Here is a 20,588-nt window from a genome sequence, read left to right as displayed (position 1 = left end):
AGAATGACGTTCCGGCGTTTACGGGCAGGTGGGCAGGCTGAGGTCTTTGGGGGTTAGGATTTTGGAGACGATGTTCTCCACATGAGTGAGAGGGAGATTTTGGAATGGCGATCAAGTGGGAAAAATTGACGGTGAAATCGCAGGAGGCCGTACAGGGCGCGGTGGCGCATGCAGCGGAGAATGGAAATCCTGAGGTTCTGCCGCTACATCTGATGGCAGCGTTGCTGGAAGACCGCGAGGGCGTGGTGATTCCGGTGCTGGAGAAGGTCGGTGTGCCGGTGGAGCAGCTTCTGAGCGGGATTAACTCGGCGATTCAGAAGCTGCCGAAGGTCCAGGGAGGGACGCAGCCCGGACTGGGGCAGGCGACGCAGAAAGTTCTAGAGCAGGCATTTAAAGAAGCGGACAACTTCAAAGACGAGTACGTCTCGACCGAGCACCTGCTGCTGGCTTTGTCGAAGCAGAAGGGCGACGCGGTTGCGAGCGCTCTGGCTTCATTTGGCGCGACGCATGACGCGATCCTCAAAGCTCTGGCCGAGGTGCGTGGATCACAGCGCGTGACGGACCAGAATCCGGAGGGCAAGTTCCAGGCACTCGAAAAATACGCCAAGGATCTGACAGAGCTTGCGCGCAAGGGCAAGCTGGACCCGGTGATCGGGCGTGACGAGGAGATTCGCCGCGTGATCCAGGTGCTGTCACGCAGGACGAAGAACAACCCGGTGTTGATCGGCGAACCCGGCGTGGGCAAGACGGCGATCGTCGAAGGGCTGGCGCGCCGGATCTTCATGGGCGATGTTCCGGAGATCCTGAAGAACAAGCGCGTGTGCGCTCTCGACCTGGCTTCGATGGTTGCCGGGGCGAAGTTCCGCGGCGAGTTCGAAGAGCGTTTGAAGGCGGTGCTCAAAGAGATCGAGGCTTCGAACGGCGAGATCATCCTGTTTATCGATGAGCTGCATACGCTGGTGGGCGCGGGAGCGGCTGAAGGCGCAATGGATGCAAGCAACATGCTGAAGCCCGCGCTGGCTCGTGGTGAGCTCCGCGCGATCGGAGCTACCACGCTGAACGAGTATCGCAAGTACATCGAGAAAGATGCGGCGCTGGAGCGGCGTTTCCAGATCGTCTATGTGGGCGAGCCGAACGTGGAGGATACGATTGCGATTCTGCGCGGCTTGAAGGAGAAGTACGAGGCACACCACAAGGTCAGGATCAAGGATTCGGCGATTGTGGCCGCGGCGACGCTTTCGCATCGCTACATCTCGGACCGCTTTCTGCCGGACAAGGCGATCGACCTTGTGGATGAGGCTGCGTCTGCGCTGGCGATCCAGATTGGGTCAGTACCTGTGGAGATCGATGACCTGGAGCGGAGGGCGACCTCGCTCGAGATCGAGAAGGCTGCGTTGAAGCGCGAGAAGGATGCGAACTCGCAGGAGCGGCTTGAAGTTGTGGAGCGCGAGCTCGCGGAGATCAAAGAGCAAGCCGCCGCATTGCGCGCTCGCTGGCAGAAGGAGCGCGGGGCCATCGGTCGGATCGCCGAGCTGAAGGAGCAGCTTGAAGGTCTGCGCTTCCAGATGCAGGAGGAGACGCGCAAAGGCAACCTGCAGCGCGCTGCCGAACTGCAGTATGGAGAGATTCCGAAGCTTGAAGCGGAGTTGAAGGAACTCACTGCGTTACAGGAAGAGGCGGTCCGCGAGGACAAGGCCGAGGCGAAGACGGGAACAGCGGCGAAGCCTTCACGGATGCTGAAGGAAGAGGTCGACGAAGAAGATATCGCGGCAATCGTCTCCAAGTGGACGGGGATTCCTGTGTCGAAGATGTTGGAGGGAGAGACGCAGAAGCTGGTGACGATGGAGAATCGTCTGCGCGAACGCGTGATTGGCCAGGACGAGGCTCTGAGTGCGGTGGCGAATGCGATTCGTCGCTCGCGTGCAGGCCTGTCAGACCCGAAGCGCCCGATTGGGTCGTTCATCTTCCTCGGACCTACGGGCGTCGGAAAGACCGAAACGGCGCGTGCTTTGGCGGAGTTCCTGTTCGACGACGAGCAGGCAATGGTGCGCATCGACATGAGTGAGTACATGGAGAAGCACGCCGTGGCTCGTCTGATCGGCGCGCCTCCGGGATACGTGGGCTACGACGAAGGCGGGCAGTTGACCGAAGCTGTGCGGCGCAGGCCGTACTCGGTGATCCTGTTCGACGAGATCGAGAAGGCTCACCCGGATGTCTTCAACGTGTTGCTGCAGGTGCTCGACGATGGCCGGCTGACGGACTCGAAGGGTCGCACGGTGGACTTCAAAAACACCGTGCTGATCATGACGTCGAATACTGGCGCCGACAAGCTGACCAGCGCGTGGGCGCAGGGCGAGGAGGGCTTCGAAGAAGCAAAGGCGCGGGTGATCGATGCTTTGAAGCAGACGTTCCGTCCCGAGTTCCTCAATCGCGTGGACGACATCGTTGTCTTCCATCCTCTGGACGACAAGGAGCTGACGCATATCGTCGACCTGCGGCTGAAGGACCTCGAGAAGTTGCTGGCAGATCGCCGCATCACACTCGAACTCACCGAGGCGGCAAGGAAGGCGATCTTCAAGGCGGGCTACGATCGCGCTTATGGCGCGCGTCCGCTCAAGAGGGCGATCCAGCGGCTGGTGCAGGACAAGCTGGCGGTGAAGATCCTCGATGGCACCGTGCTGCATGGCGACCACGTGGTGGCGGATGCAGGCAAGGATGGCCTTACCTTCTCCGTGAAGGAGAGAGCAGTGGCGTAAGGCTTTTCTTGAGAAGGAAAAATGCAAATGCCGGGCGTAATAGCGCCCGGCATTTTTTTGCGTCGGTTTGGCAGGCGTGATCACAGCTCGCCATTGGCATTGAGAGACGGCGAATCAGGAAGATTGGATTTAGAGCGAAACGGGATGGGTGCGGGGGAGCGACGCGTGCGGCCTGAGCGGTCGCCGGATCCGAGAAAGAAGGCAGGATCGCCGTGATCGAGAGGAGTGAAGCCCTTGATGTCTCCCTGGGGAAAGCGCGCGGGGACGCGGCTGACGGGATAACTATGGTTCCGGAGATCGCGCACCAGCCAGTTGCCGTCGCTGGCGAGGATGAGATAGTCGGCAGCGTTGCGCTGGAAGTCGGCCAAAGGCAGGATGGCGAGATGGTAGAGGTTGCGTCCGGCCCAGAGATTCTCTTCAGGAGAGTCTTCCCCGCGAAAGAACCGAATCGCCGGAAAGTCGACAGGAAAGACAATGCGCGCCACGATCGAGGGTGGAGCGTAGTGGGCAAGCGTGAGGACCATGAGAGGGTCCGACACAACGATGGGTTGGTTGCCTGATGCAGCGGGAAGATGATGGAGAACCTGATAGAAGCATTGCTTCTGCCGGCTGTAGGCGTGGCCGACAGCGCTGACACGGCCGAGGAAGACGGCGCCGCAAAGAATCAGCGCTATGGCCCCGGCATACGAGAGGCGTCCGAAAACATGGTGCCCTGCAACTGTTCCGGCGATAGCAAAGCCGAGGCAAACAGGGATAACGAAGCGCGGCGAAAGCATGCCTCCGTGGATCGAAGCGACAAGGTAGCCGAGAAAGGGATAGAGCATGAGGGTTAGTGCGGCGGCGGCTTCATGCGTGGGAAAGGAGGAGTAGGAGCTGCGGGGGTGCCGGTTTGCAAGGCCTGCGAGCCACGCAGGGCGCATGCCCGCGCGGCAATGAGGACACATGCGTGAGAGCAGGGAAACCGCTGCAGCCAGAACCAGCAGACCAACGACGGGAGAGAGGATGACCTCCACCATGCCGGTGTAGGAATCAAAGACCTGGTCGAGGGAGACCTTGTTCCACGCATAAGGAGCGAAGTGGGCGATGGATGCCTGAATGAGCTTGCGGAAGATGAGCAGGGGAGTGGCGGCCACCGCCAGGGCAATCCAGATGCGGGCGCTGAACGCGCTTCGTGAGATGTGCGGGAACGGCGGTCGAGGCGAAGCGAGCGAGCGGATGAGCTCGCCGCCAGCAATAGGAAAGAAGGCGAGGACGGCAAAGTAGTTGGTGCAGATACCGGCCGCCAGAGCGAGCGTCATGCCGCATAGCGCGAGATGACGGCGCAGAGACGGAAGCCCGGGATCGACCGCGCGGCTCCAGCAAAGAACGGCGAGCATCGCCAGACCGTAGAAGATTCCGTAGGAGCGGGATTCGTAGCTGTAATCGAATGCCGCATTTGCCATGGACAGAATAGTTCCAGCGAGAGCCCAGGTCGTCGGCAGCCGTCTCCTGAGGAAGAGGAAGAGAGAGAGCATGCCTACCCAATAGCCGAGGATGGCGGGCAGGCGAAGGGCAAACTCATGGTTCCCAAAGAAGCGCAGGGAGGCAAGAACGGCGAGATGGGTCAGGGGAGGGTTGGGATCTGCGGCCTGCGCGAGAGCGTTCCAGATGGCGGAGGCGCTGCCTAGCTGCGCGATGTGCAGTGTGATCAGCTCGTCGAGCCAAAGAAGCTTCGCATGCGAGAGAAGGGCGACAACGATGAGATAGGAAAGGGATAAAAAGGCGAAGGCGACTCCGGCTCGATGCTCGAAGAAGCTTTCGATTGAATTTCCGAAGCGACGAATGGAAGAGGACAAGACCGAAGGGGGTCCTGCAGAAAGTTCAGAAGCAACGAGTAAACTCACAGCAACAGCTCCAACGACGGGGGAGGATCGACGTACAGCATCTAGCTGTGTGCTTGGATGCAGGAGATGGAGTCGCTTTGCCTTGGTTAAGCCTTCTCCTCGCGGGAACGATTTCAGAGTCTTCCACCGAAATGCCTGATTTTGCAAACGTTCCAGACGCCGTGTAGAGAAGCAGCCGAGGTCAGCGCAAAAAAACCTGTGCAATTCTTCTCAGGAGATCCACTTCAGAAGGCGGATCACGCCCATGGAAGCGGGTTTGCGATGAGTTGAAACGTTGGTGCGTGTACTGATCTCATCGCGATTTTTCGCATAGTACTCATAAGATTTAAGCAGCATCTCTTCGTTGGTGAGCGTAGGTTTCCATCCCAGCCGTTCCTTGATGCGTGTGGTATCGAAGACGAAGCTTTCGGCGATCATCTTGTAGTGATAAGGCCCAAGCGGCGAGATCCGCAGCTTGTGCGCCGCCATCATGGCAGCAATCGTCGGCCCCTTGGGGAGAGAGCGGACACGCGAGCGACTTTCGCAAGAACGGATGACAGCTTCATAAACCTGGCGCATGGATTGAACGTTATCCGAGCCGATGTGGAAGAGATCGGATTTGCCATGTTTCGCCGCGAGAATGCAGGCGGTGGCGAGATCTTCCGCATAGATGAACTGGTAGCGATTATCACCTTCTCCTACAACCCACACGGTCTTGTGATCGTCGATGAACTCGTAGAGGATTGCCAGCAGTCCAAGGCGTCCGGCGTCCATGATAGTGGGACATCGGATGGTGACGATGTCGAGATCTCCGGTAAATTCCTCGAGCAGCTTTTCGGCGGCGAGCTTCGATTTACCGTAAAGCTCGACCGGGGCCGGAAGGTCGCGATCTTCGTGGACGGGATGGCCGAGATTCGAGGCCCACAGGCAGTTCGTGGAGACGAAGACGAAGGGGCGAACTCCGGCATCGCGCGCGGTTTCAGCCAGAAGCCGCGTAGCATCCACGTTCGAGGTCCACAGCAGATGCTCGTCCATCCTCATTCCGTGAGCCAGCTGCGCCGCGACGTGAAAGACGGCGTCGAAGCGGTGCTCGCCGAAGACGCGCTTCATTAGGGCCGCGTCTCGCAGGTCGCCCTGGATGCTGGTGAGACCGGGATGAGTATCCTCGTCGGGCTCGAGGTCGATATTGACGACGGTGTGGCCCTCGCGAAGGAGACGCCGCTTGAGGACTCCGCCGAAGAAGCCGGAGGCTCCGGTGACGAGATAATGAGACATGGCAGTTCCGTAAACCGAGATGGGCCAACGTGGCCCGCAAAGACGTCCAGCTTCCTGTCGTCCATCTCTATCTTAAGGCCCCAACGGAATGTTCGCAGGATCGTCTTAGATTAGAAGGCCGGAATTCGCAGGGTTTGTGTCTGCCTAAGCAGCACCCGTCCTTTAGTTCTGAAATCGATTGAGTATACTGATCGGATTAGTTTGTCCACTCCCAATAGAATCTTCATGCAACAAGCAGTCATTATCGGAGCCGGGCCAGCAGGGCTCACGGCTGCGCTCGAACTCCTTCGCCGTACCGGGATCAAGCCCATCATCCTGGAGAGCAGCCATGAGATCGGCGGCATCTCCCGGACCATACGGTATAAAGGCAACCGCATGGATATTGGCGGCCATCGCTTTTTTTCCAAGAGCGATCGCGTCATGCAGTGGTGGGTCGATCTTATGCCACCCGAAGCCGAGTCCGACGCCCTTATCAGCTATCAAGGCAAGCAGCGCGTGGTCGAGATTCCGGTCGATCAGCCGCAATACCCGCCGTTGCGCGGCATGGGGCCGCTTGAAAGCGATCATCAGGTAAGAGAGCTTGAGGAAGAGGAAGAGTCGGAGGCTTACGGTCACGTAGAGACCGTGGTCGCTCCGGCGCCCGCCGATCCGGACCTTGTGATGCTGATCCGGCCCCGCAAGAGCCGTATCTACTATCTGCGCAAATTCTTCGACTATCCCATCACGCTGACAGCAACGACGCTCGGTAATCTTGGAGCCGTGCGTACAGTCAAGGTGGGCCTTAGCTACCTGAAGTCGCGCGTCACGCAGATTCAACCCGAGAAAAGTCTCGAAGATTTCCTGATCAACCGCTTTGGCCGCGAGCTCTACCTGACCTTCTTCAAGAGCTATACAGAGAAAGTATGGGGAACGCCCTGTGATCAGATATCTGCTGAGTGGGGCGCGCAACGCATCAAGGGCCTGAGTCTGACCACCGCAGTGAAACATTTTGTGAAGAAGACATTCACAAGGCAATCGAAGGATCTTGGGCAGAAGAAGACCGATACCAGCCTGATCGAGCGATTCATGTACCCAAAGTTCGGACCTGGGCAGCTATGGGAGCATGTCGCGGACCTTGTGCGCGAAGGCGGCGGTGAGATCCATATGGGATGGAAGGTCGATCGCATTCACTGCGAAGGCGAAAAGGTGGTTTCGGTCGAAGCCGTCAATGAGGCGGGCGAGAGAAAGATGTTCGCAGGAGATTATTTTTTCTCGACCATGCCGATGCGAGAGCTGGTTCGCGCACTCGATGCACCAGTCCCCGAGAATGTGCGTGAGGTCAGCGAAGGACTTGAGTATCGCGATTTCATCACCGTGGGCCTGCTCGCCGATCGACTGAAGGTGAAGGAGCCCGATGGCGGTCTCCTGAAGGATACGTGGATCTACGTGCAGGAGCCGGATGTGCTCCTGGGACGGTTGCAGATCTTCAATAACTGGAGTCCGTACCTGGTAGCGGACCCTTCAAAGGTGTGGATCGGCCTCGAATACTTCTGCTACGACACCGACCCGCTCTGGAAGATGCCGGATGAAGATTTGAAGAGGTTTGCCATCGCAGAGGTCGCGAAGATCGGAATCCTCCGTGCCGAAGATGTGAGCGACGGGCACGTGGTTCGAGTGCCGAAGACCTATCCGGCCTACTTCGGAACGTATGACAGGTTCGATGAGCTGAGGCAGTTTACAGACTCGTTCGAAAACCTCTTTCTGGTGGGTCGAAATGGAATGCATAAGTACAACAACCAGGATCACAGCATGCTAACGGCCATGGCGGTTGTGGATGGACTGGTTGCGGGAAAAGTCGACAAGGCGGGACTGTGGGAGATCAACACCGAGCAGGAATATCACGAGGAAAAGAAGTGACATCCACCGTTTCGCGGGAGCTGGCATGAAGTTTCGAACAAGGTTATTTTGTGTTGCCAGCCTATGCTGTGTGTCGATCCTGCCGGCGCAACAGACAAAGTCCGTGGATGGAACCGCAGTATCTGGCGTTGAGAATGCCAGGCTTGCTGAGGTGCGGGATCTGCAGGGAACGCTCTACCACGTCCAGGGAGTTGCCCTCGATCGCGAGCACATCTGGATTACCTCGGTGGATATCGCAAACCGAAAGGGATACCTGCATCGGTTCAACCGTGCCACCGCAAAGCTGGAACGCCAGGTCGAGGTAACCGACGGGGTCCGCTTTCATCCCGGCGGGCTCTCTGTCGCGGGGGATTCGATCTGGGTCCCGGTCGCAGAGTACAAGCCGCATAGCTCCGCCGTTCTTATGGAGCTGGACAAGCATACCCTCGCGGTCAAAAGGAAGATCTCCGTGGCAGACCATCTTGGATGCGTTGCTGTGACCGGCGATGGTCTTATTGCAGGGAACTGGGGAAGCCGGCAGTTTTATGTCTTCGACCGGCAAGGCAAGCAGCTTCGTGTGATCGACAATGCCTCACCGAATCAGTATCAGGACATCAAATTTGTGGAGGGCAAGCTGGTTGCTTCAGGAAATCTGACGCATAGCAGCGGGGCCATTGATTGGTACGCGTGGCCGTCGATGAAGCTGGTGCGCAGCGTTCGATCCGGCGCCACGGATCGAGGCAAGCCTTATACGGGCGAAGCGATGGCGTTGGAAGGGAAGGATCTCTACCTCGTGCCTGAGGATGGTCCAAGCCGCCTCTTTCATTTCGTGCTGTCCAGGTAAGCCATCACGAAAAATTATGGTAATTGTTTCAGCGTCGAAAGCAGGGATGGATTCGAGTGAAAAGAATTCTGGTGTTGGTCGGAATCGCACTGATCGCGCTGCTGGCGATCAATCGGCAGAGAGCATTTCTGCGCGACCCCTTGGGAAAGGTGTATCGAAACGAAGTGCAGCTCCATGGAGCTCAGGTGTATATCAATTATTCCAATGACGTTCTAGTGGCGGAGCCCGGTCAGCATCCCTACCTGGTGCAGGGATGGAACAAGGTTCCTGGGCTCCCGCAGCCGCTTACCTGCTTGCACGGCATGCTCTGCTGGACGGACGCCGACCATGCCACCACGGTCACAGCGCAAGACACGGCGTACTCGCCGGATACGGCGATGAGCAACCGGGAGGTGACCTTCAAAGATCGCGACGGCAGCCGGGTCCGTATTACTCTGCGCTAGGGAGTAGCCTGAACAAGGGAGGGTCTACGATGAGCGACGGACGCGAAGAGCGCGAGGAACAGGAGCATCGTCGGCGCTGGCAGGAAGAGGAGGATCAGCGGGATCGATTGGACCCGGCAGGTCGTCCGCATCGCGAGCGCGAGTGGGAAGAATGCGGCCGGGAACCTTCGTAAGTTAGGCTCAGGCGGCGATCGTCCCCTGATGAAACAACATCTGCCACCGGTTGTCACGCTGCACCCAGATCGACGAGTGGTGCGACGTGGAGTTGGTGGTGGTGATGTGGTAAGTGGCCAGTGCGGCTCCTTCGCCCAGGGGCGTTACGTAGAAATGGCTCATCGTGGCCGAGCGGGGTGAGGTGGTGAGAAGCGCATGCGAGAGCTGGTTCAGATTGAAGATGCGACCTGAGGTGCAGAATTCCTTGAAATCCGAGGCAAGCAGAGAGGTTAAGTCATTCCGATTGGTTTCGCGATCGGGATGAAGCAGACGTTCCTCAAGGGAGTGAAGGTGTTCCTGTAACTGAGCTGCTGTCATGGTGAATAGTTTGACGTCCTTTCCCTTTGCAGAAGTTTCACCAAGGGTACAGAAAGATAGGGCTGTTCCGCTATGGGAACAGCCCTATCTTTGGTTAGATATCGCTGGAGTTAAAAGTTGAACTTCCCGGCCAACTGGAAGATACGGGGATCGAGAGCACCGGTGACGTTGCCGAAGGTCCCGGAGTTGAGGCCCTGTGTGAAGGCGCTGGCCCCGGTGGCGCTGACCGGACCGAAGTTGGGGTGATTGAGAACGTTGAACGCCTCCATGCGGAGCTGGAAGTTCAGACGCTCATGGACTGGGAAGATACGGCTGACCGCGAGGTCGACGTTGTAGTTGGCCGGTGTGCGGAAGGCATAGCGGCCGATGTTGCCATAGGTTCCGACGGCGTTCTGAGAGAAGGCCGCCTTGTTGAGATAGGCGAGATTGCCCGGAGACGCCCGTTGGATTTTATTGTGCGTGTAGGGATCGACGCCGGGAATGAGGTTCGGACGATCGAGTTGGATGCCGGTGCGGGAGTTATCCGAGCCAGAGGTGATGTTGAGGGGCTGGCCTGAGATGATGCGGATGAGTGGAGCCACCTGCCAGTTGTTGGCCAGCGCTCCTCCTATGCCGTGCAGCCCGGGGAAGTGGGTGGAGGCGATGAGGGTGGTGTTGAAGATGTGGCGCACATCGAAGCCGCACGGTCCACGATCAAGACGCATATTGTTGGTGTGCTGGAACTGGGGCGCGGCGATGTCGCCGGTGGTGTCGGAGACGTCGGAGCACTTGGACCAGGTGTAGTTTGCCAGGAAGCTGAAGTTGTTCGACATACGGTGCTGGATGGCGGCGATCATGCCGTTGTAGCTGGAGGTTCCGTTGTCGGAGATCAACGTCATGGTGGGGCTGTAGCCCTGTCCCTGGATGTTGTTGGCCAGCGTCAGAGGCGTGCGATTGTTGGCGTTTCCGGTAGTAGAGCAGGCAGTTCCAATAGGACCGGGGGCGGTGGCGAGCGCACCGCAAGTGCCTGGGCCCCTCCAGGTGCCGGGGATGTAAACGGCGGCGTTGATGCCGCTTCCGATCCACTGGTGTGCCTGCTGGCTGCCGAGATAGTTCAAAGAGAACATCCATCCACGGCCGAAGTCCTGCTGAACACTGGCGGTCCACTGATAGATGACGGGGGTCTGCATGTTGCGCTGCAGCAGAACCCAGAGAGTGTTCGTCGGGAAGGTTGCCGTCGCATCCGGTGGAAAGACACCGGGGAACGGGTCGCCGCCGGGATAGTTGCGCCAGGGCTGGTCAAAGGGAATGTTGGGACCGTTGAGGTCAATCTCGTTGACGAACGGCGGGTTGGAAGCGACACGCTGCGACATGTAGAGCGGCGGCGTGTCATACATCAAAGCTCCGCCGGCGCGGAAGACGGTCTTGCCGTTGCCGAAGGGATCGAGAGTGGCGCCGACACGCGGGGAGATGTTGCCGAGCCGGTTGCTGGTAAAGGACTTGGGAACACCAGCGTCGCCGTAGTAGGAGGCTCCGGCGGGGGCATTGGGGAATTTGGCGGAGTGCTGGCCGGCGTTGAAGGCCGCCTGGTCGAAGGTAGCGCCGCGGCCAAACTTGTCGGTCTGGTAGAAGTTCGGCTCCCAGCGCACGCCGTAGTTGACGGTCAGCCCGGGGGTCAGGTGCCAGGTGTCCTGCGCGTAGAGACCGAAGACGTTTTGGCGATAAGTGGTGTCCTGGGTGCGGCTCTGTCCGAAGGAGCTCATCTGCCCGGTGAGGAAGTCCGCGAGGGTTTCGCCGGAGGCGGAGCCGTTGCCGCCGAAGGTATAGCTGCCGTTGAAGAGATAGCCGGTGCGGGTGTTATCGCCAGTGCGGATGTACTCGCCGCCAAAGGCAAACTGGTGCTTGCCTACAAGCCAGTCAACGTCGTCGGAAAAGTCTTCGGTATTGACGTTGAAGTAGCCGGGGGCGCAGGTCCCGCATCCGGTGTTGAAGCCGCCGGTCATCTGGATACGCAGGTCAACAGGGGTGTAAGTAAAGATGTTGATGCCAAGATCGTTCGCGTTGATGCCACCGGCCGTCGGCCCACGATTGTTGCGCCGGCGGGAGTAGGTGCCGTGGAAGGTGTTGACGATCTTTGGCGAGATGATGAAGGTATCGCCCAGAGTGACGCTTTGAACGCGCTCGTCGTTGCCGGCGGTTGTGGTCAACAGGATGTTGGTGGGCGAGTAATAGTTGGGAGCGTTGTAGTTGGTGAGATAGTAGCGCGCGAACATCGAGTGACGCTCCGACCAGGTGTAGTCGACACGGCCGATGTACTGGTCCTCGGTGTTGTTGCCAGGAAGAGCGACACTGACGAAGCCGACAGAGTTGGCCTGCGAGAGCGGAAGCATTTTTACGAGGTTAAGCGCGGCGGGGCTGAACTCCGAGGTGGAGATCTTTTTGCTTGGAGTGGGTACGCCGGTGATGGGGTCTTTGAAGGCGGCTGGTGTGGCGGTTTGGGCGCAGTTGCCGCTGGCGGGCATCCCGCTGAAGTCTCCGTTAAGCATCGCGGGGGTGGGGACGCAGTAGTTGGTTGCGGCCGATGTCTTATGCTCGCGGGTGCCCTGATAGCCACCGAAGAAGAAGAGCTTGTCGGTGATGATCTTTCCGCCGAGGGTGCCGCCGAACTGGTTGCGCTTGACGGTGTCCTTTGTGGGGGAGAAGAAGTTGGTGGCGTTGATGATGTTGTTGCGGACGAAGTCGAAGACCGTGCCGTGCCACTGGTTGCTGCCGGAGTTAGTGACGACGTTCACGAGCGAACCGGGGTGGAGACCGTTGCGTGCTGGCAGCGAGCTCGATTCGACGGAGAACTCGTGGAGGGCGTCGGGAAAGGGATAGGGCAGGTTAACGTTGGTGAAGTTGTCGGTGTGGTATCCGCCGTCGAGAACGTAATTATTGTAGTTGCCCTGGCTGCCGGCTACGGCGATGACGGTGGAGCTGGCGTAGTTCTTGGAGCCGACCATGTCGCCGCCGGGCGCGGTAACGGCGCCGCCGGAGACGAGGACGAGTTGCGTAGCCTGGCGTCCGTTGAGCGGCATCTCGGTGATGCGCGCCTGGTCGATGACCTGCTTGAAGGTACTGGTCTCGGTCTCGAGCGCGACGCCCGAGGCCTGGACCTCGACGTGTTCGGTAGCGGACCCCACGGTGAGCTGCGGGTTGATCTGGACGTTATTGCCGACCTCGAGGTTTCCCTTCTGGGTGTATCCGCTGAAGCCCTGGGCTTCAACATCGAGGGAGTAGGGACCGACGGGGACGTTGGGAAGAGAGTAGAGGCCGTTGCCGTCGGTGGCCGTAGTACGGCTGGTCCCGGTGTCGGTCTTGGTGAGGGTGACCTTGGCATTCGGGATGGATGCCCCGGTCTGGTCGGTGACGGTTCCCTGAATGCTGGCTGTTCCCGCTGACTGCGCCCAAGCCTTCGTATGCGGCACGAGTGGAAGAAGAGCAACAGCCAGGAGGAGATTGGACAGTCCAATTAATCGTTTTCTTTTCATAACTTGGCCTCAGAAGGATGGTGCATTTGCGAGTATTGGCTCTACTTTCACGTTTTAGAAAAGGCTCTTTACTCGTGCGTCAGACTATATGGATACGCTTTCTTGACTGTCAACAGGAATTGTTCACCCTTTGGAGTCCAAAGGTGATGCTGACGTGACTTGGTCAGACCAACTTCGCCCACTTCAAGAGAACGATATCTCCGGAGGCTATCTCCGAGCCAGAGCGATCCGCGGGATCGACTGCAGATCGTTCACGAAGTCGATGTCATGCCAGTGGTTGAGAAGGGTTGCGATGGCCTCGCTCTGGCCGTGACCGATCTCGAGCGCAAGCAGCCCCCCGGGCTTCAGGGCTTTATGGGCCTGCGGGATGAGTCTTCTGTACACGTCGAGTCCATCGGCACCGGCGAAGAGCGCCGATGCGGGTTCGTAATCGCGTACCTGTGGATGGAGCGCCGCGGCATCCGCCGTTGGGACGTAAGGCGGATTGCTGACAATTGCGTCGAAATGCTCGCGTCTCTGTTGCGCAGGAAGAGCATCCAGAAGGTTGGAGACGGAAAAGCGGATGAGATTCGATACGTTTAGTGCTTCGGCATTGGCCTGGGCGACCTCGAGTGCGGCGGCTGAGAGATCGAGCGCGGTCAGGCTGGCATGAGGGAGATGAGTAGCCAGTGCGATGGCGATGGCGCCAGAACCGGTTCCGATATCCGCTATGGTGACCGGCTGATCGTGCGGCAGACGCTCGAGCACGGCTTCGACCAGGTGTTCTGTCTCGGGCCGTGGAATCAGCACAGCAGGTGTGACGCGGAATGGGAGGCCGTAGAACTCCTGCGTGCCGGTGATGTACTGCAGGGGCTCATGCCGCAGCCTGCGGTTGATGAAGGTCTCGTAGCGGCGAAGTTGCTCCGGGGTAAGCTCCCGCGTGGGGTCGGACAGGAGAGCCACTCGTGAGATGCCGGCAGTGTGCAGCATCAGCGACTCGGCATCGCGTCGGGCAAAATCGCTGAGTTGGGGATCGGCGGCGAGCTGCCGGGCAGCGGAGAGGAGCGCCTGCTGTAACGTCATGGCAGCCGTGACCTGATTACAGGCTCTTAATCATGATCAGGTTGCCATCCGGATCGGAGAGGGTCAGAGTATCCTTCGACTTCAACACAGAGATCTGATGTTTGTGCAGGAGCCGCGACGCCTTGGAGAGATTGGAGCTGCGCAGCGTGAATCGTGCCTTGGGACCGAGAGAAGCTGCAGTAGCGATCTCGATCTCCTGGCCTGAATTGCCGGGCATGTGCAGAAACATGGGATCGCCCGCGATGGATTTAAAAGAGAGCTGGTTGAGGTAGAAGTCGCGAGCGGCGGCAGGATCGCGCATGGCGATGGAGACGGAGCCTATCGAATCGGCGACACGATCCTCGCCGAGGTGCTTGCCCTGATCGTTGGAGTGAAGGGATCCAGGCTGGTATTGCGTGTATTCAAGATTCTGGGCCGCGCCATTGGCGTCGAGAGGGCCCGCCAGGGTAAAGAGCAGATTTCCGGCTCCGGCCTTTCGCACCTGCTTGGGGGTCAACCCGTGTTGGACATAGTCGTCGTGGATGGCCTGGAGGTCGTCTCCCTCAAAACAAACGTGTAGAAATCCGATTGCGGCCTCTGCAGGAACGTCAGGATTCGCCGGGTAGAGTTCGAGAAACTGATGATCGTTGATCTTGATGAAGCTCTCGCGAGGCTTGCCGTTTTTGTCCTTGAGGTCGAAGGCCTCCTCGAAGCCGAGATTGTTATAAAACTCCCGGGAGGCATCGAGCGAGCGCACGCGAATCGCGATATGCGCAATGCCGGCCAGTGGCGGAGCCTGCTGTTGGGCACGGAGGAACGGAGCGGCAAGAGCAATGAGGGCAAGTGCAAGGAAGCGGCGCAGGGAGGTGGTGTTTTGGAGCATGGGCGTGGGTCCTCTGGAGCTGAAGTCATTTTCTCAGAGAAAGTCTTTTTCGGCCTTCCGGCGAGCTGGCGAAGCGAGGTGTAGCTTCCGCGAAATGGCCACGGGGTCCCAAAAGCGGAGACCCCGTGCACTTGCACGATACTGAGAGCGACGGGCAGTTTTACTTTGTCAATTTCAGCAGCACGGCGCCGTGCCGTTGCATGGTAAAGACGTTGGTGTCCTTGATGACGCCGAGGTCTTTGTCTGTCCACAGATCTCGTGCGTGCGCCGTACCGCTCGGGAATCCTGCCTCCTTGAGGTGAAGGCGAAGGCCGCGCATTACGTTGCGGTCTTGCGAGAGATTGAAGATAGCCAGCGCGACGGAGCCGTCGGCGAGCGGGCGCGACCAGATCTCCGTCTCGTCGCCAGCCCACACTCGGTCGCCCTGCTTGCCCAGCTTGTCCTGATCGATTGCGATGACTTCTTTGTTGGTCAGGATGGAGCGTACGTCGTCGTTCATCTCGGTGAAGTTGTTGCCCGCGATCAGCGGCGCAGCCAGCATCGACCACATGGTCATATGCGAGATGTTTTCCTCGTGCGTCATCTTGCCGTTGCCTACCTCGAGCATGTCGGGGTCGTTCCAGTGGCCGGGACCGGCGTACTTCGAGAGGCCGGCCTGCGACAGGCCGATGAGGATCATGCTGTTGTAGTTGGCCTGGATATCGCCAGTGGTGCGCCACAGGTTTCCCCCTACCTCCGGGGCCCACTGCCACGACTGGTCAAAGCCGTACTGGCACAGGCTGTAAACCATGGGCCGCCCAGCCTTCAGGATGGCGTTGTGCATCTTCACGTAGGCGTCGCGCATCATCTTGTTTTGCGCGTCGGGATCGTTGGGGTGCTCCTCCTTCATGTTCTTGCCGAAGCTGCAGAGATCGTATTTCAGGTAATCCATTCCCCATTCCGCGTATGTTTTCGCGTCCTGCTCTTCATGGCCCAAAGAACCTTCGTAGCGTGCGCAGGTCTGCGGTCCGGGCGACGAGTAGATGCCGATCTTGAGGCCCTTGGAGTGGACATAATCGGCAAGCGCCTTCATGTCCGGAAACTTCTCATTGGCCTGAATGACTCCGTTTGCATCGCGCTTGCCTTGCCAGGTGTCGTCGATATTGACGTAGACATACCCCGCATCGCGCATGCCGCTGGACACGAGGAGGTCGGCAGCCTTTCGAATATCTGCGTCGGTAACCTTGCCCGCGAACCAGTTCCAGCTGTTCCAGCCCATGGGCGGTGTTGCGGCAAGTTTTTGTGCAGCGAGAGGCAGGGAAGCAAAGACGAGGGCGGCTACAAGAAGACAGCGATGCATCGGGGTATGGATCCTCCTGAGAACTTTGAAGAAGTCCATGAAACGTACTGTCGGCGCGATTGTCAATCACAACGGTGGATTTCGCCGAGGCCCACGAACGCTCTCCGCATTCACGGAGCCACGCCTCTCAAAGAATCCAAGACACGTGTTACTGCGGCGGTGTGGGGTTCTCGCCCACGTCGGTAATAATGTGCGAGGTTACGGTGAGCTTGTGATAGTTGCGGTAATTGGCCGTAAACGACCATACCGCTCGGTTGTCATTGGCCTCGGCCTTCGTCGATATGGTCTTCGGTAGCCAGAATTGTTTCGCGTCGAAGGAGACGGGAGCGTAATCGATCTCCCAGGTCCAGAGAGTGAGGATTCCGTTGGCCTCGTGGTTCGGGATTCGCGTCTCGACGCGGAGCAGATGAAAGTCACGCGGGTCGATATAGGCGCGGCCAGTCTCCCTCTCGCTACTGGGGCAGGATTTGTCCGAGAGAGCCGATTCCTGGAGGGCGAAGCCGACGACAAGGGCAGAGACGCGGCCCACACGTGCGGACGGCAGGACGCTGTAGTCATAGCAGTGAAGCATCTCGAGCGACACGATGCTCACTGCATTGGTAAATGCCCCGCTGAAGATGGCAGGCCCATGAATGTCTTCTCCCTTGGCAGGCCGTTTATTTACAGTCTTGATCTCCCGGCTTTCGGTGAACTGTTGCTGTCCTGAGGGGTTCGTGGAGCGTCGCAGGCGGAAGACAGATTCAGTGACGGTCTTCATCGAGGGAGCTCCGCGCTGTTGCAAATCGGAGTCGACATGCTCATCGCAGAAGAAGCTGGGAACATTGGCGAGATAGTCCGCCAGATTGCTCTGCATGTGAATCAGGAGGTCATTCAGAGAGATCTCTGTCGATGCCGCATCCGAATTCGTGGATTGTTGCGCGAAAGATCGCGCGATCAGGATCAAACCGGCGAGAAACACGATGCAGATGCTCGTGGTGCGAAGACACCTCACCAAGCCCCCTGGCTCCCTTAGAGCTGTGGGAGCGCGTGCCGAGGATTTTCGCCGACAGCCCACGGAATTGCAAGTGCGTCAGGCTACCGCGGTCTCCGCCTTCATCTTCTCGGCAATATCGTGCGCGATCAAAGCGTCTATGGTCGGTTGCAGCATCCCTTCCATCACCATATTCAATTGGTGGTTGGTGAGGCCGATGCGATGATCGGTCAGGCGGTTCTGCGGGAAGTTGTAGGTGCGAATCTTCTCCGAGCGGTCACCGGAGCCGACCTGCTGCTTGCGGTCCTTGGCCTGCAGCTGGTGGATGCGCTCCTCTTCCACCTCGTACAGACGCGCGCGAAGAACCCGCATGGCCTTCTCGCGATTCTTGATCTGCGACTTCTCGTCCTGACAGCTGACGACGGTGTTGGTCGGGAGGTGCGTGATGCGTATAGCTGAGTAGGTTGTGTTGACCGACTGTCCGCCGGGACCGGAGGAGCAGAAGGTATCCACGCGCAGATCCTTTGTTTCAATCTTGATGTCGACCTCTTCGGCCTCGGGCAGCACAGCGACCGTGATCGCAGACGTGTGAACCCGTCCCTGGGTCTCGGTGGCTGGAACTCGCTGTACGCGGTGCACGCCAGACTCATACTTCATCTGCGAGTACACCTTGTCGCCCTCGAAGATGGCCGTGACTTCCTTCATGCCGCCGCCGATTCCGGTCTCGGAGCTGGAGAGCACCTGCACCTTCCACTTGTGCTGTTCGGCGAAACGCAGGTAGGTGCGGAACATCTCGGAGACGAAGATAGCAGCCTCATCGCCGCCCGTTCCGGCGCGAAGCTCGATGATGATGTTCTTGTCGTCGTTGGGATCTTTGGGAAGCAGCATGACCTTCAGCTCTTCCTCGAGCTCGGCGAGACGGGGTTCAAGGGTGAGCAGCTCGGCTTGGGCCATCTCCTTGATCTCGGCGTCGTCCTCGGTGAGCATGGTCTTCGCATCGGCAACGCCCTGCTTCATACTCTGGTATTCCCGGAACTTTTCAACGACCGGCTCCAGGTCGCGATGAGCCTTGGCGGTGGCGGAGAACTTCTTCTGGTCGGTGACGAGCGTCGGATCGGCAAGCTGGTTGCCGAGCTCTTCATAACGCGCTTGCATTTGGTCGAGGCGGTCGAACATGGTGACTCCTGAAGAAAAGAAAGAGGATAAGAGGAGGGGTGCGAGAGTGGGCGCAGCTAGGCGAAGTCGTGACGGCTGGGCGTCACGCCGGGGAAGATCACCGTGATTCGGGCTGCAAGTCGCATCTCTCTTTAGATGTTACTCCTGTAGTCGCGGATGCGGGAGGAGGGTTGAACGCCCGATTAGCTTCCCCCTGCCATTTATTTTGTTATCCGCAACCGTTTTGCTATCAGTTGCCTATCTATCAGTAGCCAGTTTTATTAATGGCACGGCTTGAGCCGTGCCGTCCAGACTCGAGCGAAAAAGGAGCTTCAGCCCCCGACATACGCCTCTTCCACGGCCAAGGGTCAGATCTTTGGATAATGCTCAATCGACGGCGACGCCAGAAGCACAGAAACCTGAAAGTATTCGCATATTCTGCGTGCCGCCTCTTTAGGTTCCACCGTACTGGTGTCGATCGAGAGCCCGGAGGAAGGCAGCGCCGGGAAACGGTCGGCTCCCTTCCGGCGAAGCGTACGGAAGACAGCGACTGAATTGAGCTTGAGAAACTCGGCCCGCGACGCATTCTCCATGCGCTGCTCGAGCACATCGATCGGGCAGGTCAGCTCCACGAAGCAGATCTCGCCACCTGCTGCCTGCACGGCGGCGACAGCAGCCTCAATAAAGCCAGGATTGACGGTAGATTCAGGAGCGAAGGTGAAGATTGTGGAGATATCATCCTTCGCTGCGGCCTCAAAGACAGAGAGCCACGTCTGTTCGCGCAGCTGCACGAAAGACGGTGTCCCAAACGGAAACACGGACAACAGCGTGTCCACCACAAGGTGATTGTGGAACAGGCGGAATCCGGTCAGCTCCTGCAGGGCTCTCCCTACGGTGAGCTTTCCGGCAGCCGCCGGTCCATGCAGGAAGATCAGCTTCATCGTCCCTGGCCTACGCCCCCAGCCAGGCGCTTGGCGTCGACTTTGAGATCGCGATCTCTTCCTCATTCATATCGATGCCGACCTCCGCGAAGAGTGGCGTGCTCAGATACCGCTCGCCCGTATCGGGGAGCATGCAAAGGATCGTCGATCCCTTGGGAGCCTTTTCCGCAACGCGAAGCGCACCGGCAAAGGTGGCGCCCGAGGTGATGCCGACGAAGATGCCCTCCTGGCGGGCTAGCTCCTTGCTCCACTTCATAGCTTCGGCGTTTTCTATGCCCAGCACCTCGTCGATCTTGTAGCTGTTCACGGCATCTTCGGCGAGCTTGGCGATAAAGTCGGGGCTCCAGCCCTGCTGCGGGTGCGGCTTCCACGAAGGATGGCTCGCCGAAGGGTCGCCGTCCGGATTGCGCGGCTGAGGAATGCCGCTTGAAACCATCGGCGCATCTGAGGGCTCGCAGACGACAATCTTCGTTTCAGGGCTCTCTTTGGCGAGAACACGGGCAACGCCTTTGAGGGTTCCGCCGGTGCCGAAGCCGGTGACCCAGTAGTCAAGCTTCTGGCCCTCGAAGTCGTCGAGGATCTCAACCGCCGTGGTCTTCGAGTGAAAGTCGGCATTTGCCTCATTGGTGAACTGACGGGTGAGGAACCAGCCATGTGCGTCGGCGAGTTCTTTCGCCTTGGCTGCCATGCCGATCCCCCGGCTTGCTGCCGGAGTCAGAATGACCTTGGCTCCGAGAAAACGCATCAGCTTGCGACGCTCAACCGAAAAGGTCTCCGCCATCACCAGGACCAGCGGATATCCCTTCTGCGCGCAGACCATGGCGAGGCCGATGCCCGTATTGCCGCTGGTCGCCTCGACCACGGTCTGGCCGGGCTTGAGCGTGCCGGTGCGCTCGGCATCTTCGATCACGCCAAGTGCAAGACGGTCTTTGACTGAACCCAGTGGGTTGAAAGCTTCTATTTTGACGAAGAGGTTGACGTCCTTCGGTGCCAGCCGGTTGATCTTTACAACAGGCGTATGGCCTACAGTCTCAAGGATATTGGCGTATCGTTTTCCCACTCGCTCGCTCCTGGCAATTATTTGCCGTCTATGGCCCACGGATGCCTGATTTGAATTTTAGATGGGTTGGGACAGTTTAGGCATCCATTCAAATGTAAATATGA

General features: G+C 58.8%; 16 protein-coding genes. 5 read left to right on the top strand and 11 right to left on the bottom strand.

Annotated elements, in window-relative coordinates:
• Positions 1-104 precede the first annotated feature (104 nt).
• On the top strand, positions 105-2,756 hold the full coding sequence (clpB, locus tag AC5S26_RS01555; RefSeq protein ID WP_494183086.1) for an ATP-dependent chaperone ClpB: 2,652 nt from the start codon (positions 105-107) through the stop codon (positions 2,754-2,756).
• An 80-nt stretch (positions 2,757-2,836) separates the two neighbouring features.
• Here clpB and AC5S26_RS01550 read toward each other — a convergent pair whose 3' ends face one another.
• Both AC5S26_RS01550 and AC5S26_RS01545 read right to left on the bottom strand, forming a co-directional pair.
• Complete coding sequence (locus AC5S26_RS01550; protein ID WP_494183085.1) at positions 2,837-4,639, bottom strand: ArnT family glycosyltransferase; 1,803 nt, start codon at positions 4,637-4,639, stop codon at positions 2,837-2,839.
• A 210-nt stretch (positions 4,640-4,849) separates the two neighbouring features.
• Positions 4,850-5,893 (bottom strand): NAD-dependent epimerase/dehydratase family protein, encoded by a 1,044-nt coding sequence (locus AC5S26_RS01545; RefSeq protein WP_494183084.1) that lies wholly within the window; start codon positions 5,891-5,893, stop codon positions 4,850-4,852.
• Positions 5,894-6,118: 225 nt separating this feature from the next.
• Between AC5S26_RS01545 and AC5S26_RS01540 the strand changes: the two genes are divergently transcribed.
• From AC5S26_RS01540 to AC5S26_RS01525, 4 genes are read left to right on the top strand one after another with little or no spacing between them, the layout of a single operon-like run.
• Positions 6,119-7,789 carry an NAD(P)/FAD-dependent oxidoreductase gene (locus AC5S26_RS01540; protein WP_494183083.1) on the top strand — a complete coding sequence of 557 codons (1,671 nt, stop codon included), beginning with the start codon at positions 6,119-6,121 and terminating at the stop codon, positions 7,787-7,789.
• 25 nt (positions 7,790-7,814) lie between these two features.
• Entirely contained in the window at positions 7,815-8,612 is a 798-nt protein-coding gene (locus AC5S26_RS01535) for a DUF6454 family protein (protein ID WP_494183082.1), read from the top strand.
• A gap of 56 nt (positions 8,613-8,668) precedes the next feature.
• Positions 8,669-9,055, top strand: coding sequence for a hypothetical protein (locus AC5S26_RS01530; protein ID WP_494183081.1), 387 nt, complete (start codon positions 8,669-8,671; stop codon positions 9,053-9,055).
• A 29-nt stretch (positions 9,056-9,084) separates the two neighbouring features.
• Entirely contained in the window at positions 9,085-9,228 is a 144-nt protein-coding gene (locus AC5S26_RS01525; RefSeq protein WP_494183080.1) for a hypothetical protein, read from the top strand.
• Positions 9,229-9,235: 7 nt separating this feature from the next.
• Here the strand turns inward: AC5S26_RS01525 and AC5S26_RS01520 are convergent, their stop codons facing one another.
• The 9 genes from AC5S26_RS01520 to cysK all read right to left on the bottom strand — a co-directional run bounded on the left by AC5S26_RS01520 (position 9,236) and on the right by cysK (position 20,484).
• Complete coding sequence (locus AC5S26_RS01520; protein ID WP_494183079.1) at positions 9,236-9,586, bottom strand: nuclear transport factor 2 family protein; 351 nt, start codon at positions 9,584-9,586, stop codon at positions 9,236-9,238.
• Positions 9,587-9,696: 110 nt separating this feature from the next.
• Positions 9,697-13,095, bottom strand: a complete 3,399-nt coding sequence (locus AC5S26_RS01515; protein ID WP_494183078.1) for a TonB-dependent receptor — start codon at positions 13,093-13,095, stop codon at positions 9,697-9,699.
• A 207-nt stretch (positions 13,096-13,302) separates the two neighbouring features.
• Entirely contained in the window at positions 13,303-14,157 is an 855-nt protein-coding gene (prmC, locus tag AC5S26_RS01510) for a peptide chain release factor N(5)-glutamine methyltransferase (RefSeq protein ID WP_494183077.1), read from the bottom strand.
• 16 nt (positions 14,158-14,173) lie between these two features.
• On the bottom strand, positions 14,174-15,019 hold the full coding sequence (locus AC5S26_RS01505) for a VOC family protein (protein ID WP_494183076.1): 846 nt from the start codon (positions 15,017-15,019) through the stop codon (positions 14,174-14,176).
• A gap of 160 nt (positions 15,020-15,179) precedes the next feature.
• A complete protein-coding gene (locus AC5S26_RS01500) occupies positions 15,180-16,358 on the bottom strand; it encodes a glycoside hydrolase family 27 protein (protein WP_494183075.1) in 1,179 nt (392 codons plus the stop codon).
• 148 nt (positions 16,359-16,506) lie between these two features.
• Positions 16,507-17,352 (bottom strand): hypothetical protein, encoded by an 846-nt coding sequence (locus tag AC5S26_RS01495; RefSeq protein ID WP_494183074.1) that lies wholly within the window; start codon positions 17,350-17,352, stop codon positions 16,507-16,509.
• Positions 17,353-17,427: 75 nt separating this feature from the next.
• On the bottom strand, positions 17,428-18,504 hold the full coding sequence (gene prfA / locus AC5S26_RS01490) for a peptide chain release factor 1 (protein ID WP_494183073.1): 1,077 nt from the start codon (positions 18,502-18,504) through the stop codon (positions 17,428-17,430).
• A gap of 347 nt (positions 18,505-18,851) precedes the next feature.
• Positions 18,852-19,424: a hypothetical protein gene (locus AC5S26_RS01485; protein ID WP_494183072.1), complete on the bottom strand. Its 573-nt coding sequence runs from the start codon at positions 19,422-19,424 to the stop codon at positions 18,852-18,854.
• A 10-nt stretch (positions 19,425-19,434) separates the two neighbouring features.
• Positions 19,435-20,484: a cysteine synthase A gene (gene cysK / locus AC5S26_RS01480; protein ID WP_494183071.1), complete on the bottom strand. Its 1,050-nt coding sequence runs from the start codon at positions 20,482-20,484 to the stop codon at positions 19,435-19,437.
• Positions 20,485-20,588 lie beyond the last annotated feature (104 nt).

This window comes from Edaphobacter sp. FHG110511_03 (genome assembly GCF_059115365.1).
Note: the sequence above shows the minus strand (reverse complement) of the source record. Positions and strands in the feature narration are given on the sequence as shown.

Excerpts from the sequence above, each read along its gene's own strand:
- clpB (WP_494183086.1), top strand. The coding sequence starts at position 105 with ATGGCGATCAAGTGGGAAAAATTGACGGTGAAATCGCAGGAGGCCGTA.
- AC5S26_RS01485 (WP_494183072.1), bottom strand. The coding sequence starts at position 19,424 with ATGAAGCTGATCTTCCTGCATGGACCGGCGGCTGCCGGAAAGCTCACC.
- AC5S26_RS01515 (WP_494183078.1), bottom strand. The coding sequence starts at position 13,095 with ATGAAAAGAAAACGATTAATTGGACTGTCCAATCTCCTCCTGGCTGTT.
- AC5S26_RS01545 (WP_494183084.1), bottom strand. The coding sequence starts at position 5,893 with ATGTCTCATTATCTCGTCACCGGAGCCTCCGGCTTCTTCGGCGGAGTC.
- AC5S26_RS01525 (WP_494183080.1), top strand. The coding sequence starts at position 9,085 with ATGAGCGACGGACGCGAAGAGCGCGAGGAACAGGAGCATCGTCGGCGC.
- AC5S26_RS01535 (WP_494183082.1), top strand. The coding sequence starts at position 7,815 with ATGAAGTTTCGAACAAGGTTATTTTGTGTTGCCAGCCTATGCTGTGTG.
- AC5S26_RS01500 (WP_494183075.1), bottom strand. The coding sequence starts at position 16,358 with ATGCATCGCTGTCTTCTTGTAGCCGCCCTCGTCTTTGCTTCCCTGCCT.
- AC5S26_RS01540 (WP_494183083.1), top strand. The coding sequence starts at position 6,119 with ATGCAACAAGCAGTCATTATCGGAGCCGGGCCAGCAGGGCTCACGGCT.
- AC5S26_RS01520 (WP_494183079.1), bottom strand. The coding sequence starts at position 9,586 with ATGACAGCAGCTCAGTTACAGGAACACCTTCACTCCCTTGAGGAACGT.
- prfA (WP_494183073.1), bottom strand. The coding sequence starts at position 18,504 with ATGTTCGACCGCCTCGACCAAATGCAAGCGCGTTATGAAGAGCTCGGC.
- AC5S26_RS01505 (WP_494183076.1), bottom strand. The coding sequence starts at position 15,019 with ATGCTCCAAAACACCACCTCCCTGCGCCGCTTCCTTGCACTTGCCCTC.
- prmC (WP_494183077.1), bottom strand. The coding sequence starts at position 14,157 with ATGACGTTACAGCAGGCGCTCCTCTCCGCTGCCCGGCAGCTCGCCGCC.